This window comes from Zunongwangia sp. L-65 (genome assembly GCF_056859415.1).
In genome coordinates this window covers 1-15926 of record NZ_JBSXOK010000051.1, presented here as the reverse complement: position 1 = coordinate 15926, position 15926 = coordinate 1, and the positions used below count along the sequence as shown (strand labels likewise).

The window sequence follows — 15926 nt, the reverse complement described above, 5'->3', positions numbered from 1 at the left end:
TATCGAAGATTGCTCGTGAAATTGAAAATGAGAGAAGCGTTAAAATTTTAGGCTGTTTGAGCGAAGCGAGTTCCTAAAATTTAGCTTCCGAATGTACAATTTAGAGCAAGGTTCGTAAGCCTAGACTTTTTTGTTTCTTTTTTCGTCAATGGAAAAAAGAAAAGACATCAATAGAAGTTGAAAGTATCAAAGTTGGAAAGACAAAAGTTAGTGACAACACGCAAGAACCATGAGTCAGTATTAAAATGTTGAATTTTAAATGTTGAATTTGGAATGACTTTTCACCGTACAACAACTTTTGAACTTTCAAACTTTTTACTTAAAACAGACTTCTCTATAGAACAACTTTTAAACTTTCTAACTTAAATTGTTGATTGAGATTTCTCGACTTCATTTCATTGCGCTCGAAATGACAAAATCTTCGGAAATGATAATTTGTATCCTAAATTTAGATGCTTCGCTATTAGAATAGAGAAATAATCATCTAATAACATCATCCTTTTTTATAAACGTATTTAGAATCATCATGAATTTCGACCTTAAGGATATATTGAAAAATTACGTTAAAAACTTTTATTTATTTCTGATCTTATTGATGTAAAACACAATCATTTTGCAATAAAAAACCGCAATTATAGATAAACTACAGGTTTAATCTTTTAAATTATTGAATTTATTGCAATTAAATATTGCATTTAAGATATTTAAACGATAAGTTTGTTAGATAACCAATTATTAACTTAATTTTATGAAAGAACAACTATGTAGACCATTCTTCTTTATGCTTTTGCTGATTTCAGCTACCGGTTGGGCTCAAGAGATTGGAATATCAGGAAAAGTAATGGATGAGGATAAAATTCCGCTTCCAGGGGTTACGGTACGTGTAAAAGATTCGTCTTTGGGTGCTGTAACCGATTTTGATGGAAACTTTACGCTATTTATTCCAGATAGTGATGTTGTATTGGTATTTTCTTCAGTCGGTTTTAAAAAACAGGAACTTAGAGTTGGGGATAAAAGGGAATTTCTTGTCACGATGGCTGTAGACAGGGAAAGTTTGGATGAGGTGGTCGTAACTGCCCTTGGAATCAAACAGGAGAAAAAAGCACTGGGTTATGCAGTAACCGAAGTTAAAGGTGAAACAGTTGCGCAAACACAACGAGAGAATTTTATTAATGCACTGGCAGGTAGGGTTCCCGGGGTAGAAATTAATTCAACTTCAGGGCTACCGGGAGCTTCAACATCTATGGTTATAAGGGGGATAAGCTCATTAAGCGGCAGTAACCAACCCTTATTTGTGGTAGATGGTTTACCAATTAGTAACGCTACAACCTCTACAGGCGTATTTGCTTCGTCATTAAATAGCGGAACTGCTTTGAACAATCGCGGGGTCGATTTTACCAACAGGGGAGCAGATATTAATCCTGAAGATATTGAGAATATTACTATCCTTAAAGGGCCTGAAGCTTCGGCTTTATACGGAATAGAAGCCGCTTCTGGAGCTGTTGTGATCACTACAAAAAGAGGAAAAGCCGGGGTTAGTAAACTAGATTATAGTAATAGTTTTAGATTAGACCGAATCGTTAAATATCCGGAAATTCAGCAAAAATATGGTAGAGGAGCCAATGGGTTTACCAGTGATGCTGATGAAAGTTTATATTATTTTGGCGCTGAATATCCAGAGGGAACCCGGTTTTACGATAACATAGGGAACTTTTTTCAGGATGCCTTCACTCAAAAACATAATATATCCCTTTCTGGAGGATCTGAACAAACACAGTATAGAGTTTCTGCTTCAAATACCAATGCTCAGGGTTTTGTACCAAATACAAGTTTAGACAAGCTAAATTTATCCTCAGCAGTAACAGCTAACTTTTTAGATTTTCTAACCGCAGATGTAACTTTTGATTACACAAGATCTGATAACGAGCAGGCTTTTAGAGGTAGTGGAGGGCCCTTGTTACATTTATTATTATGGCCTTCTACAGATGATGCCAGTGTATATTTAACAGAGGGAGGTGATCGTCGTAATTATGCGGAATATGCAGATGCTGTAGAAAATGCTTTTTTTAATGTAAATAGTAATCAATTTAATTCTTTAGTAGATCGATATAAATTAAATACTCGAGTAACAGCAGAACCTACAGATTGGCTTCGAATGGTAGGACAGGTGGGAGTGGATTATTTTACCCAGAAAAATACTATCGTAAGACATCCGGAATCAAATACGGGGATAAATTATGGTGGCTTGTTTGATCAGGCACTTATTACGACCAGAAATTTAACGTATCAATATTATGCACAATTTCATACTCCAACAATTTTCGATAAAGATATAAGCATAGATTTTAAATTAGGAAGTGCGGTATACGATTATAATACTTTTAGTGCTGCGGCCAGTGGCCAGGATTTTCAGGCGCCAGATCTTTGGTCTATCAACAATACAGATCTCGAAACCCATAGAGCATTTAATAATTTAACCGAAAGAAGATTAGTGGGAGCTTTTGGTAGTTTGAATATTGGATATAACAATATGCTCTATTTAACGTTAACCGGTAGAAACGACTGGAGTTCTACATTGCCCGTACAAAATAATTCCTTCTTTTATCCATCTGCGGGTTTAAGTTTCATTTTCTCAGAATTAGATATGTTTAAGAATAGTGATGTTTTAACCTATGGGAAGTTAAGAGGATCTATAGCTCAGGTAGGTAAAGATGCTCGCCCTTACAGCATAAGACCTTATTACGAACCTGCGCAAACAACCGGCGGTGGTTTTAAATACGGGTTTACCGGCCCTAGCTTAAATTTAAAGCCCGAGATGACCACCTCTTATGAGTTTGGAACCGAGCTAAAGTTTTTTAATAACAGAATAAGTTTAGATGCAACCTATTTCAATAAGAAATCTGAAGATCAAATTGTACAAAATCTACGATTGAGCTATGCTACCGGTTTTGTGTTAATGACTTTTAATGCCGGGGAGATAAAAAATGAAGGTGTAGAGATTCAATTAAACGGAACTCCTATTCTTAATAAAGATTTTTCCTGGGATATAAGGGCAAACTTTACCAAAAACTGGAGTGAGTTAGTAAGTCTTCCGGCAGATGTAGAAGAGTTTTATAATTCAGACACCTGGCTTTACGGGAATGTTAGAGTTGGATCCAGGGTAGGCGGACCTTTAACCACGTTTACAGGATACGATTATCAACGAAATGAAGCCGGTGAAGTTTTAGTGAACCCATCTTCTGGATTGCCAATTTTAAATACTGAAGAATGGGTGGTAGTAGGAGATCGAAATCCAGACTTTAAAATTGGACTTTCTAATACCTTTAGATACAAAGAATTTGCTTTAGATTTCTTATTGGATTTTAGAGTTGGCGGCGATGTTTATAATGCAACAGAATATTATTTAACAACAAGAGGTTTAAGTAAGCGCACATTGGATAGAGAAACACCAAGGATTGTAGAGGGGGTATTAAAAGATGGACTTGAAAATACGGCAAACCCTACCCAAAATAATATCCCAATAGACCTTTCCAGAAATTCAACTTACTGGTCTTCAATTTATCCTTATCAGAGTTTTATAGAAAAAGACATCAACTGGATGAGGCTACGTGACGTCACTTTCTCTTATAATTTTCCTTCCAAATTGTTGAAAAAAACAAACGTTCTTAAAAGTGCAAGTGTGTTTTTAACCGGAACAGATTTATTTCTGGTCACTAATTACTCTGGTTTAGATCCGGTAGGAAACGGAAACTCTGCTGCGGTTGGAGGAGCAGGAGGCGTAGGTTTGGATTATGGTAATTTTCCTTTACCAAGAGGTTACAATATTGGTATAAGAGCAGGATTTTAAAATAAGAAAAGATGAAAAATAACATATATATAGCATTACTTTTATTAATAAGTACATGCAGCATTAGTTGTGATGATTATTTAGACGTTAATACTAATCCCAATGGACCAGACGCCCTTTTACAACCAGAACTCTTTCTTCCTCAAATAGAATCTGAATTTGCGGTGGCCATACAATGGGATGGAAGGTTTACAGGATTTTATACACAAAATTGGGCTCATACTTCAGGGAATACATACTCTTTAAACCTCCATTCTAATCCGTTATCAGATTCTTATGCACAACTGTGGAGAGCCGTGTATTGGAGTATGGGGTATAACCTTTCAGACATGATTAAAAGTGGAGAACTAAATGAGAAATACGATTTTATGGGAGTAGGATATATCTTAAGAGCTTTTGGTTGGCAAATGCTTACAGATTATCACGGCCCTGTTATTGTTACCCAGGCATTCGATACAGATAGAAGAACTTTTGACTATGACGAGCAATCTGTAGCTTACGACGAAATTCAGCGATTGTTACAACTGGGAATAGAAAGTTTAGATCGTACAGATGGTTTAAGTCCTGAAGATTCAGGTTTAATCGAAGCAGATTTAATTTATCAGGGAGATAAAGAAAAATGGAAAAAGTTAGCTTATGGACTTTTAGCGATCAATGCACATCGATTAACCAATAAAAGCAGTTACGATCCTCAGCAAGTAATAGATTATGTAAATCAGGCATTGGCAGGTAACCAGGATAATGCGTTAATAGGTTTTCTGGGGAAGGTTAGTGCGAATACCAATTTCTTTGGCCCGTTAAGAGGTAATATTGGATATTACAGGCAAACAAAATTTATTTTGGGCTTATTAAACGGTAGCAACCCCGTTTTTCAGGATCCGGCATTATTGGGTCAGGATCCGGTTTTTACTACTGAAGAAGAATATTTAAATGATCCACGAATTACATCAATGCTAGCTACATCGCCAGATGGTATGTATCGTGGAATTACTCCTGAGATTGGTATTTCCGAATGGACAACCGCTGAAGCCGATAAGGTTCCCAAAAACTTTTGGAATGAAGAAGGCTATAGAGGAAGTAATCCTTCGCCACAAATTTATTTCTTTAATAATGAAGCCGAATTTCCACTAATGACCTACTCCCAGTTACAATTCATAAAATCTGAAGCCGCTTATTTAGCCGGTGATATGGGGTTGGCATTAGAAGCCTATAAAGAAGGCATAAATGCACATTTGGATTTTGCCAGGGATTTTGCTCCAGATCAGGAAATTTACGATCAGAGAAGAGCATTGATGGAAAGCAGCGAAGTTGTTTTTCCTGAAACTTCGGCAGGTTTAACCTTATCTAAAATTATGCTTCAAAAATACATAGCGACCTGGGGATGGGGATTCTTCGAAACCTGGTCTGATATGAGAAGATATCACTACGATTTAGGAATAGAAGATGAAAGTCAAGCCGTTTATCAGGGCTTTAAGTTGCCCGATCCGCTTTACGAAGCAAATAACGGGAACCCCGCTTATAGAGCACGACCCAGATACAATTCAGAATATATGTGGAATCAGGAGGCACTGGAAAAACTAAATGCTTTTGAAGAAGATTACCATACGTACGAAACCTGGTTTAGTATCATCGAATAATAGCAAGATTATGAAAAAAATATCAGCAAATTTTTTAGTCATCGCATTTTTAGCATTACTAGTTCTGGGATGTGAAAAAAATGCCATTCCTGAAGTTACAGAACCAGTAGCTGAGGATATGAGTTACATGAAGTTCTTTTTTCATGCAGAAGACGCACCAAACGCAGGATTCTTTTTTAATGATAAGAAAGTCACTGCAGAAAATAGTTCTGGTGAAGACGAAGAACAGGCTTTAGACTATAAATCAGTTTATCCCAGTAATGCGTATGCGTTAATTCCCTCTGGTAACGGTGAATTGGCCGTAAAAACTTTAGAAGCACAAAATCTGGCAAGTACAAGTATTACTACTGAAGCACAAAATCATTATTCTGCTTATCTGGTAGGAACTTCAGAGAATTATGATATCGCTTTTATTGAGGATAATTTACCAGAACCCAGCCACGATTTAATTTACTGGAGATTTGTGAATACCATGGCAAACATTCCTTTTAGCGTAGATGTTTATGCCATTAGAGCGGCAGTACCGGCAACTGAAAATTCACCTGCAGAGGATGCCCGGGTAATTTCTTTAGGACAGGGAATATCGTATAAAAGTTCTGGAGAATATACCGAGTTAGCACCGGGCAGTTATACCTTTAAAGTATTTCCTTCAGGGACAGATTACGATCCTCAGGAATCAGAGTCGTTTTTAGAGCATGGATTAACTTTGGCAAGTTTAGGAAGAGTTTATACCACGCAGATAAGAGGGACCTATTCCGAAGATCCAAGTTCAAGTCATATCGACTATTGGAGGGATAGATAATTTCAGTTTGGTTTGTTCAAGAAAGAGAATAGATTCATTTCTATATCTCTTTCTTTTGTTTAATATTGTGCGATGCCTATTTAATTTTATGAAAACTACGATTTCCTATCCAGCAGCAGTATTAGTAACATTTTCACTACTTTTTTCCTCCTGTAAAACTCAAAAAACAGTACAACCTTCAGCGCCAGAAAATCCGCCAGAAGTTGTAGAACCCCAAATACCTGTAGAAGAAAAAGAAGAAGAACCCGATACCACAAAACCTGCTGAGGTAACACAAGAAGAATTACCCGAGGAAGTTACGGTAGAGGAAGAAATTATAAAAAGCGAACCGCCAATAGATGTAGCCGAATTTAGGGCGGCATGGATCGCCACGGTTGCCAATATTAACTGGCCGTCACGTTCTGGTTTGCCAACCGCTCAGCAACAAGGTGAAGCGATAAAATTGCTGGATTTTTTAGCGAATCATAATTATAACGCGGTGATCTTTCAGGTGCGTCCGCAAGCCGATGCCTTATATCAAAGTGATATCGAATCCTGGTCGTATTTTTTAACCGGCCAGCAGGGAAAAGCGCCACAACCTTTTTATGATCCGCTTACCTTTTGGATCAACGAAGCGCATAAACGAGGAATGGAACTTCATGTTTGGTTAAATCCGTATCGTGCTTATCATACCACCGGTGGCGAAATTAGCGCAGCTTCCGTAGTAAAAACAAATCCAGAGATGGTAGTAAAATTACAAAACGGGATGTACTGGATGGATCCTGCACGTAAAGATGTTCAGAATCGTACCGCAGCAGTGGTAGAAGATTTGGTAAAACGATACGATGTAGACGGAATTCATTTTGACGATTATTTTTATCCTTATGATTCTTATAATGGCGGAAAAGATTTTCCAGACGATCAAACCTGGAATACCTATAAAACTGCTGGTGGAAAACTAAATAGGGGAGACTGGCGTCGTAAAAACGTAGATGATTTTATCGAACGCGTGGCGAAATTGGTTAAAAAAGAGAAGGATTTTGTAAAATTTGGGATTAGTCCGTTTGGGATTTGGCGTCCCGGTTATCCGCAATCTATCGCCGGTTACGATCAATACGAAAAGTTGTATGCCGATGCTAAAAAATGGATAAATGAAGGCTGGGTAGATTATCTCACTCCGCAGTTATACTGGAAAACAGATCAGATTGCGCAGAGTTTCCCGGTGCTATTACACTGGTGGGAAAGCGAAAATACCAAAGATAGACATATCTGGCCGGGTATAAACGCCGGGCTTATCGAAGAAGAAGGTTATGAGAACGAATTGTTTAATCAGCTAATGATTACCCGCGGAATGTTGGCCGAAGATCCCGGAGCTGTATTGTGGAATCTCAAGGCTTTGATGAACGATAAAGAAGCTGAAAAAGCTTTAGCTGAAAATTATTTTAGAAAACCTGCTTTGGTGCCACCAAGCCCGTGGATGGATAATAAAGCACCAAAATCACCTGAAGTTTTAACCAATCTTGATGGAAATACACTAAGAATTTCCTGGCAGCATCCAGATGAAAATGATGTTTTTAGATGGGTGTTATATTTTCAGTACGAAGGCAGTAAATGGGACTTTAAAATCTTAAATAACGATCAGCTTTCAGAACTTAAAACCACGCTTTCTTACCTGGTAGGAGAAAAGAAGGTAAAATTATCGAAAATCGGCATGACGGCGGTAGATCGTACCGGGAACCAAAGTGATTTTAAAGAAATTATATTAGAATAAGCTTAAAAAATGAAGATTGAATATCACCAATATCAACTGCAGTTAAAAGATACCTTTAGGATTAGTCATGCCTCGCGTGATGTGCAGCCAAGTTTGGTAGTTTCAGTGTCGCATGATGGCGTTACCGGTTTTGGCGAAGCCGCGGCGACTTCGTATTATGGAGTGACGGTAGAAGGCATGATTCGGTCTCTAAAAAAAGTAGAGCAAATCGTCGAAAATCATATCGAAGAGCCTCCAGAAATTATCTGGGAAAAGCTTTATCCTGAATTAAAGACCGAAACTTTCGCACTTTGTGCTTTAGATATGGCGCTGCACGATCTCTACGGAAAGCGAAAACAACAACCACTTTGTAAATTGTGGAAGCTGGATCCTACTGAAGCACCACAAACCAGTTATACGATTGGAATTGCTTCAACCGAAGAAATGATTCGTAAGATTAACGATTTTCCGTGGCCTTTATATAAGATCAAATTAGGGACAGATCATGATATCGAAATTATAAAAGAGCTTCGAAAATATACAAATTCTGTCTTTAGGGTCGATGCAAATGTGGCTTGGAATGCCAGCCAGGCGATCGAGAATAGTCATATTTTAAAAGAATTAAATGTCGAATTTTTAGAGCAGCCACTTCCGGTAGATGATTATGACGGACAAAAAAAGCTCTATGAAAATTCAGCATTACCAGTAATCGCCGACGAAAGTTGCATTGTAGAAAGTGATGTTGAAAAGTGCGCTGAACATTTTCATGGTGTAAATATAAAACTCACCAAGTGTGGCGGAATCACGCCCGCTTTGCGGATGATTGCAAAAGCAAAAGCCCTAGGTTTAAAAACAATGGTAGGTTGTATGACCGAGTCGACCGTTGGGATTTCAGCGATTGCACAACTCGCCCCTATGCTCGATTTTGTGGATATGGACGGTGCGTTGTTGTTGAAAAATGATACCGCAACCGGAGTGAAAATTACTTCAGAAAAGGTGATTTATCCGAATGAAAATGGTACCGGTGTAAAATTGTTTAAATTTGAATAAGATTGAAATTCAGTAAAAATGAAGATAAAAAAATATAGTTTTTGGACATTGGTTTTAGCGGTTTTGGTAAGCTGTAATGAGAAAACCGAAAATACTTCTGGAGAAAATAATGAAGCCAAACTGGTGATCGATAGTTTAAAAAATGTATACGCTCCCGATGGAAGGGTTGCGCTATTCGATTTTGAAGCTAAAAAAGAAGCAGACAGATTTAATATCGAAGGAGAAACTAACATGCCTGAAGCTGCTGAAGATCTGGAAAAAACATTAAACCAAAAAGGCATAAAATACACCGCGAATATTCAAACCTTACCCGATGCTGAAGGTTTAGAGCATCAAACGATGGGAGTGATCAAAATTTCAGTAGCGAATCTTCGTGAAGAACCACGCCATGCCGCGCAATTGGTAACGCAAACCACCCTGGGGATGCCGGTAAAAGTGTATAAAAAAGAAGGGAGCTGGTACTATATTCAAACACCCGATGGCTATTTGGCCTGGGTGGATTATGGCGGTATCCAAAACATGACCAAAGAAGAGTTTTCAGAATGGAAATCTAAAGAAAAACTGATCTATTTAAATCCCTACGGAAAATCGCTAAAATCGTCTAAAAATGATGCAGGGGTGGTTTCAGATCTTGTTGCGGGGGATATTTTAGAACTGACTGCTGAAACTGGAAATTTCTATGAGATTGTTTATCCTGACGGGCGGACTGCTTTTGTGCCAAAATCTGATGCAAAACCATACAAAACCTGGTTAGCCGATTTAGATGTTGATGGTGAAGAATTGGTAATGACCGGTGAGAAATTAATGGGACTTCCTTATTTATGGGGCGGCACTTCGCCAAAAGGAGTTGATTGTAGTGGTTTTACCAAAACGGTCTATTTTTTAAACGGAATGGTGATTCCGCGTGACGCTTCCCAACAGGTTCATACCGGAGTTTTAGTAGATTCTACCAGAAATTTCGAAAATCTTGTTGCAGGAGATTTATTATTCTTTGGGAAACCAGCTACAGATTCCACTAAAGAACGTGTAATTCACGTAGGCATGTGGATTGGCGACCATAAATTTATTCATTCGATGGGCGATGTGCACATAAGCACTATGGATACAACCGCGACAGATTTTGATGAATATAATTATAACCGATACCTGCGTACCAAAAGGATCCTAAACGAGAAAGATAAAGGATTACAGTATTTAAAAGAAGAAGATATTTTTACTCGATAATCGAGATTAAATGCTCCGGGCTCGATGGCCTTCGTGATGCCTCGAAATCAATTAGCAATAAACAATTAGTTAACAATAAAATTATGTCACTTCGAGTAGCATGTTTTATCTTGTCTCTTGAATCTTGATTCTTGTGGTCTATTCTCTATTTTCTCTCTTCTAACAGCGCAGCGGTCTGCTAACTTCTGAATCAAAAAGATCTCTCCACAAGGTCGAAATGACACTATATAGAATTTCATATTTATCCTAAATGGAATGAAGAAGTCTAATTCAATATACCGTTTACAGTATACAGTCTTTAAAAAAGAATAATTCAAAATTCAACATTTTAATCCTGATTCCTGAGTCTTGTATCTTGCTTCTCTAGTCTATATTCTAACGACGAAGTGGTCTAAATCCACCATTTCATCCTGCGATATCAATAAGCTTTATATCCTTTTCAATAATTTCTATTCTTTACATTTCCTAAATCATATTTTAATTTAGTTCTTTGTGATTCTAAACTAAGCATAGATCTAAAATGAATAAAATCCCTTTTTCTATTAACCTAGTAATTCTATCGGTTTTATTGTTTTTTTCCTGTAAATCGAAATTGCCGGAAAAAACTGAAAAAAATATAACCGGTGAAATTGCAGAACAAGCAATGGTTGTTTCTGCCAGAAAAGAAGCATCTAAAATAGGGGCCGATATCATGAAAAAAGGCGGAAATGCTTTCGATGCCATGGTCGCTACCGAAATGGCTCTGGCGGTCAGCTATCCGTTTGCCGGTAATTTAGGTGGTGGCGGATTTATGGTTTATCGCACCGCAGATGGCGAAATAGGAAGTTTGGATTATCGTGAAAAAGCGCCTTTAGCTGCTTCAAAAAATATGTACCTGGACGAAAATGGCGAAGTAATCGAAGGGAAAAGTACACTGGGAGCAATGGCATCTGGAGTACCGGGAACCATTGCCGGAATTTTTAAAGTACACGAAAAATTTGGCAGTTTACCAATTCAGGAATTATTACAGCCGGTTATCGAATTGGCCGAAAAAGGAGTAGTAGTTACCCAAAAACAGCAGGAGCGATTACAAAAATACCGCGAGGTTTTAATGCAAGTGAATCAGGATACCATTCTTTTCACCAGAGCATATAAAATAGGTGATACTATTAAAAACGAATCGCTGGCAAATACACTAAAACGCATTGCAGTTAACGGAAGAAGTGAATTTTATAGCGGTGAAACTGGGCAAAAAATACTGGAATTTCTACAAATGCAGGGTGGAATTTTAACAGAAGAAGATTTACTGAGATATGAGGCCAAATGGCGAAATCCGGTTCGTATTCCGTATAAAGAATATCAGGTCATTTCGATGCCACCGCCTTCTAGCGGCGGAATTGTTTTAGGGGAGATTTTAAAAATGATCGAGCCTTTTCCGATAAAAGATTACAATCAAAATTCTACAAAATACATTCAGGTGTTAACTGAAGCAGAACGTAGAGCTTATGCTGACAGAAGTTTTTATTTAGGTGATCCCGATTTCTACGCGGTACCACAGGATAGTTTATTGTCAGATGAATATTTAAGTGAAAGAATGACCAATTTCAGTTTCGATGCAGCTACACCATCTTCAACCATAGAACATGGCGCTATAAAGGGCTACGAAAGTGATGAAACTACCCATTATTCGATTGTGGATTCCGAAGGAAATGCGGTATCGGTAACCACTACGTTAAACGGAGCCTATGGATCGAAATTATACATCCCGGAACTCGGTTTTTTTATGAACAATGAAATGAACGATTTCAGCTTAAAACCGGGAGTCCCTAATATGTTTGGTTTAATTGGGGCTGAAGCCAATGCGATTGCACCAGAAAAGCGAATGCTTAGTTCGATGACACCCACCATTATTGAAAAGAATGGTGAATTATGGATGGTTGTTGGTTCGCCGGGAGGTTCAACAATAATTACTTCAGTTTTACAAACTTTTTTAAATGTGGCTGAATTTGACTTATCGATGCAGGAGGCTGTTTCAGCAAAACGCTTTCACCATCAGTGGTTACCTGACGAAATTATGATGGAACCCGGCGGATTTTCAGAAAAAACAATAAAAAAACTTCAGCAAAAAGGCTATAAAATTAATCAAAAAGAATCTAGAATTATCGGTAAAGTAGATGCAATAAAAGTACTACCCAATGGTAATTTAGAAGGAGGGGCCGACCCTAGAGGCGATGATACCGCTATCGGTTTTTAGCAATTTTCGAGATTGAATGGTATCGGGATGACTCGAATTAAAAATAATTTTCTAACAAATGCCTCATGGGTTTGCCCTGAGGTAATCTAATAAACAACAAACGATATGAACAGAATTTTTACCCTGTTTTTCCTGCTAATAAGTCTGAGCTTAAGCGCACAACAGGAAAATATCACCGGAAACGTCACCGATGAGAATGCGCAACCTTTACCCGGAGTGACCATCCAGCTTAAAGGAACACAAACCGGAACGGTAACCGATTTTGATGGGAATTTTAATATTAAAGCTGAATTAGGACAAACCCTTGTATTTACCTTCGTAGGTTTCGAAAAAAAGGAAGTTGAAATCACCACGACCACTGTAAACGTGCAAATGGTAAGCGGTACAAACCTGGACGAAGTCGTGCTGGTAGGTTCCAGAAACCGAAGCAGAACAGTGACCGAATCTGCCGTGCCCGTAGATGTTTTGGATGTTGAAGAACTACAGGTTTCAGTGCCGCAGGTAAATGTAAACCAGATTCTTAATTATGTAGCGCCATCTTTCACGTCTACCACCCAATCTTTATCAGACGGGACAGATCATATCGATCCCGCTTCGTTACGAGGCTTAGGGCCAGATCAGGTTTTGGTATTAATTAACGGAAAACGTCGCCATACGTCTTCCTTAATTAATGTAAACGGAACTTTTGGTAGAGGGAGTGTGGGGACCGATTTAAATGCGATCCCCGCAGCTGCAATTAAGAGAATTGAAGTATTAAGGGACGGTGCTGCCGCCCAGTATGGCTCTGATGCGATTGCCGGCGTGATCAATGTGGTTTTAAAAGATGAGGTGAATACCCTTAATTTTAATGTAACCACCGGTGCTAATGTATCCAGAAATGCCAACGAACAAACCGGTGGTATGGATGGTGAAAGTATTAATGTTGCGGCCAGTTACGGAATTCCGTTAGGAGATAACGGTGGTTTTATAAATTTCTCTGGAGATTTTGATTATCGTGATTCTTATAATCGTATGAAAGCCTGGGAAGGAAGCATTTTTAATGCCTATAATGCGGTAGAATGGCAGGCCTATCAGGATAATGCAGATCTTAGTAATTTATCCAATCAGCAAATTCAGAACTATGCACAACAGGTAGATTATTTTTCTGCAGATTTTAAAAATGAAATAGCTCAGGCAAACGATCGTGCTACACTACAAAATTTGTTAGGAAGGGATGTCACTGAAGATGAATTGGCAGCACGAGGTTTACAGCGATCTGATTTTAATATGAGAGTAGGGCAGTCTGCGTTACGTGGTGGGCGTTTATTTGCCAATTTTGCATTACCATTAGATGATAATGGAACCGAGCTTTATGCGTTTAGTGGTTTAAGCTCCAGAAAAGGAAATGCAGCCGGATTTTATAGATTACCCAACCAAAGCCGTACCTATACACCCTATTATATCAACGGATTTTTACCAGAAATAAATTCTAAGATCAGTGACAAATCTATTGCCGCCGGAATACGTGGTAAAGTAGGTGATTGGGATGTCGATTTTAGTAATACCTGGGGAGAAAATGAGTTTATGTATTTTATAGATAATACGTCAAACGCTTCGTTGCTAGGAACCAGTCCTACCAGTTTTGATGCCGGTGGATTTTCTTTTTCTCAAAACACGACTAACCTTGATGTTTCGCAGTTCTTTCCGGGATTGTTCGAAGGATTTAATGTCGCTTTTGGTGGAGAATATCGATTGGAAAATTATGATATTATCGCAGGAGAAGAAAAATCGTATGCGCAATATACTGCGGACGGAACGGTTATCACCAATGCCAGCCAGCAACCTGCTACAGATTTCTTCGGAAATGCCAGAGCAGGTGGCGCACAGGTTTTCCCGGGCTTTAGTCCCGATAATGCCATCTCCAGACAGCGAAATAGTGTAGCGGCGTATGCCGATTTTGAAGCCGATGTAACCGAAGAGTTTCTACTCACCTTTGCCGGAAGATTCGAAAATTACTCAGATTTTGGATCTACATTGAATTTTAAAGTAGCTTCCAGATATAAACTTACCGATGATATCAATTTAAGAGCAGCGGTGAATACGGGCTTTAGAGCACCATCGTTACATCAAATTTATTATAACTCAACTTCTACAGTTTTTAATGACGAAGGAAATCCGGTACAGGTGGGAACTTTCTCTAATGATAGTAGAGCGGCGAAATTGCTGGGCATTCCAGATTTAAAAGAAGAAACCTCGAAAAGTGCCAGTTTAGGAATAACCGCTAAAATCCCGGATGCCAATTTAACCATTACCGCCGATGCTTATTTTGTAGCGATTGATGATCGTGTAGTATATACAGGACGTTTTAGTGATGATGATCCGGATTCGGAAATTAGTCAGATTCTTAGAAGTGCAAATGCTGAAGCAGCAGCGTTTTTTGCGAATGCCATAGATACCGAATCCAAAGGTTTAGATATTGTTCTTACACAAAACACCTATTTCGATAATGGCTGGAAGTTGAAAAATGATCTTGCAGGAACTTTTACCAGGACACAACGGGTAGGCGATATCCATGCATCACCTTTATTACAAAATAAATTAGATACCTATTTTTCTGAAGATAATCGTATTTATTTAGAAGAAGCGGTACCCAGAACGAAGATTAATTTAACCAATGTTCTTACTGTAGAAGACTTTAATTTCTTCATTCGAAATGTGTATTTTGGGGAGGTAACACAACCTTCCAATACATTGGCGAATCAAGAGGTGTATTCAGGAAAAGTAGTAACCGATCTTTCGGTAGGCTATAACTTTTCAGAATCGATTAATTTAACCTTGGGGGCTAACAATTTATTCGATTTATATCCCGATAGAAATAGAATAGAGGATAACCGAAGTAGCGGAAGATTCGACTGGCCCAGAAACGCCCAGTTTGGTATAGGCGGTCGTTATCTTTTTGCAAGGTTGAATTTAAAATTACAATAGAACATTAAGGCTTAAGAAGTTCAGCTTTCTTTTTAATAGCATAATTATATATGTTCTCCAGGAAGCTATAAAACAAACCTCACAGTCCCTATAGTTATAAGGGATTGTGAGGTTTTTTGTTTACAATATACGGTGTATGCACAGTGAATAGTGAACAGAAAAAACCGGCAGTCAAAATAATTCAACATTCAAATTTTTTATCTTGTATCTGATTTTTCTACTTTCTAACTTTGGTACTTTCAACTTCAGTATTGAATTTAGGTCACTGAGTGATTTCGAAGAAATCGTATCGAAGTGCCCGGGAGGACAATAGCGTTTAAAGTTTAAAAGTTTAAGGTTGAAAAGTTGTTGTATCAAGAAGTCTATTTTCAATATACAGTTTACAGCAAAAATTAGGATACAAATTATCAATTCCGAAGATTCTGTCATTTCGAGCGCAA

Annotated in this window: 8 protein-coding genes; all 8 read left to right on the top strand. The window is 38.2% G+C overall.

Annotation, left to right across the window (positions count from 1 at the left end):
• Positions 1-748: 748 nt before the first annotated feature.
• The 8 genes from AC13DP_RS07680 to AC13DP_RS07645 all read left to right on the top strand — a co-directional run bounded on the left by AC13DP_RS07680 (position 749) and on the right by AC13DP_RS07645 (position 15486).
• A complete protein-coding gene (locus tag AC13DP_RS07680; RefSeq protein ID WP_347406026.1) occupies positions 749-3847 on the top strand; it encodes a SusC/RagA family TonB-linked outer membrane protein in 3099 nt (1032 codons plus the stop codon).
• Between the two features lie 11 nt (positions 3848-3858).
• Positions 3859-5484 (top strand): SusD/RagB family nutrient-binding outer membrane lipoprotein, encoded by a 1626-nt coding sequence (locus tag AC13DP_RS07675; RefSeq protein ID WP_347406025.1) that lies wholly within the window; start codon positions 3859-3861, stop codon positions 5482-5484.
• A 10-nt stretch (positions 5485-5494) separates the two neighbouring features.
• On the top strand, positions 5495-6286 hold the full coding sequence (locus AC13DP_RS07670) for a DUF4397 domain-containing protein (protein WP_347406024.1): 792 nt from the start codon (positions 5495-5497) through the stop codon (positions 6284-6286).
• An 88-nt stretch (positions 6287-6374) separates the two neighbouring features.
• Entirely contained in the window at positions 6375-8036 is a 1662-nt protein-coding gene (locus AC13DP_RS07665; RefSeq protein ID WP_483067496.1) for a glycoside hydrolase family 10-like protein, read from the top strand.
• A 9-nt stretch (positions 8037-8045) separates the two neighbouring features.
• Positions 8046-9065 carry a dipeptide epimerase gene (locus AC13DP_RS07660; protein ID WP_347406022.1) on the top strand — a complete coding sequence of 340 codons (1020 nt, stop codon included), beginning with the start codon at positions 8046-8048 and terminating at the stop codon, positions 9063-9065.
• Between the two features lie 18 nt (positions 9066-9083).
• Positions 9084-10289 carry a C40 family peptidase gene (locus AC13DP_RS07655; protein WP_347406021.1) on the top strand — a complete coding sequence of 402 codons (1206 nt, stop codon included), beginning with the start codon at positions 9084-9086 and terminating at the stop codon, positions 10287-10289.
• Positions 10290-10809: 520 nt separating this feature from the next.
• On the top strand, positions 10810-12522 hold the full coding sequence (ggt, locus tag AC13DP_RS07650) for a gamma-glutamyltransferase (RefSeq protein ID WP_347406020.1): 1713 nt from the start codon (positions 10810-10812) through the stop codon (positions 12520-12522).
• 105 nt (positions 12523-12627) lie between these two features.
• Positions 12628-15486 (top strand): TonB-dependent receptor, encoded by a 2859-nt coding sequence (locus AC13DP_RS07645; RefSeq protein ID WP_347406019.1) that lies wholly within the window; start codon positions 12628-12630, stop codon positions 15484-15486.
• Positions 15487-15926 lie beyond the last annotated feature (440 nt).

What these genes read in the sequence shown, in the direction of transcription:
- AC13DP_RS07680 (WP_347406026.1), top strand. Translation starts at nt 749, where the DNA reads ATGAAAGAACAACTATGTAGACCATTCTTCTTTATGCTTTTGCTGATT.
- AC13DP_RS07675 (WP_347406025.1), top strand. Translation starts at nt 3,859, where the DNA reads ATGAAAAATAACATATATATAGCATTACTTTTATTAATAAGTACATGC.
- AC13DP_RS07670 (WP_347406024.1), top strand. Translation starts at nt 5,495, where the DNA reads ATGAAAAAAATATCAGCAAATTTTTTAGTCATCGCATTTTTAGCATTA.
- AC13DP_RS07665 (WP_483067496.1), top strand. Translation starts at nt 6,375, where the DNA reads ATGAAAACTACGATTTCCTATCCAGCAGCAGTATTAGTAACATTTTCA.
- AC13DP_RS07660 (WP_347406022.1), top strand. Translation starts at nt 8,046, where the DNA reads ATGAAGATTGAATATCACCAATATCAACTGCAGTTAAAAGATACCTTT.
- AC13DP_RS07655 (WP_347406021.1), top strand. Translation starts at nt 9,084, where the DNA reads ATGAAGATAAAAAAATATAGTTTTTGGACATTGGTTTTAGCGGTTTTG.
- ggt (WP_347406020.1), top strand. Translation starts at nt 10,810, where the DNA reads ATGAATAAAATCCCTTTTTCTATTAACCTAGTAATTCTATCGGTTTTA.
- AC13DP_RS07645 (WP_347406019.1), top strand. Translation starts at nt 12,628, where the DNA reads ATGAACAGAATTTTTACCCTGTTTTTCCTGCTAATAAGTCTGAGCTTA.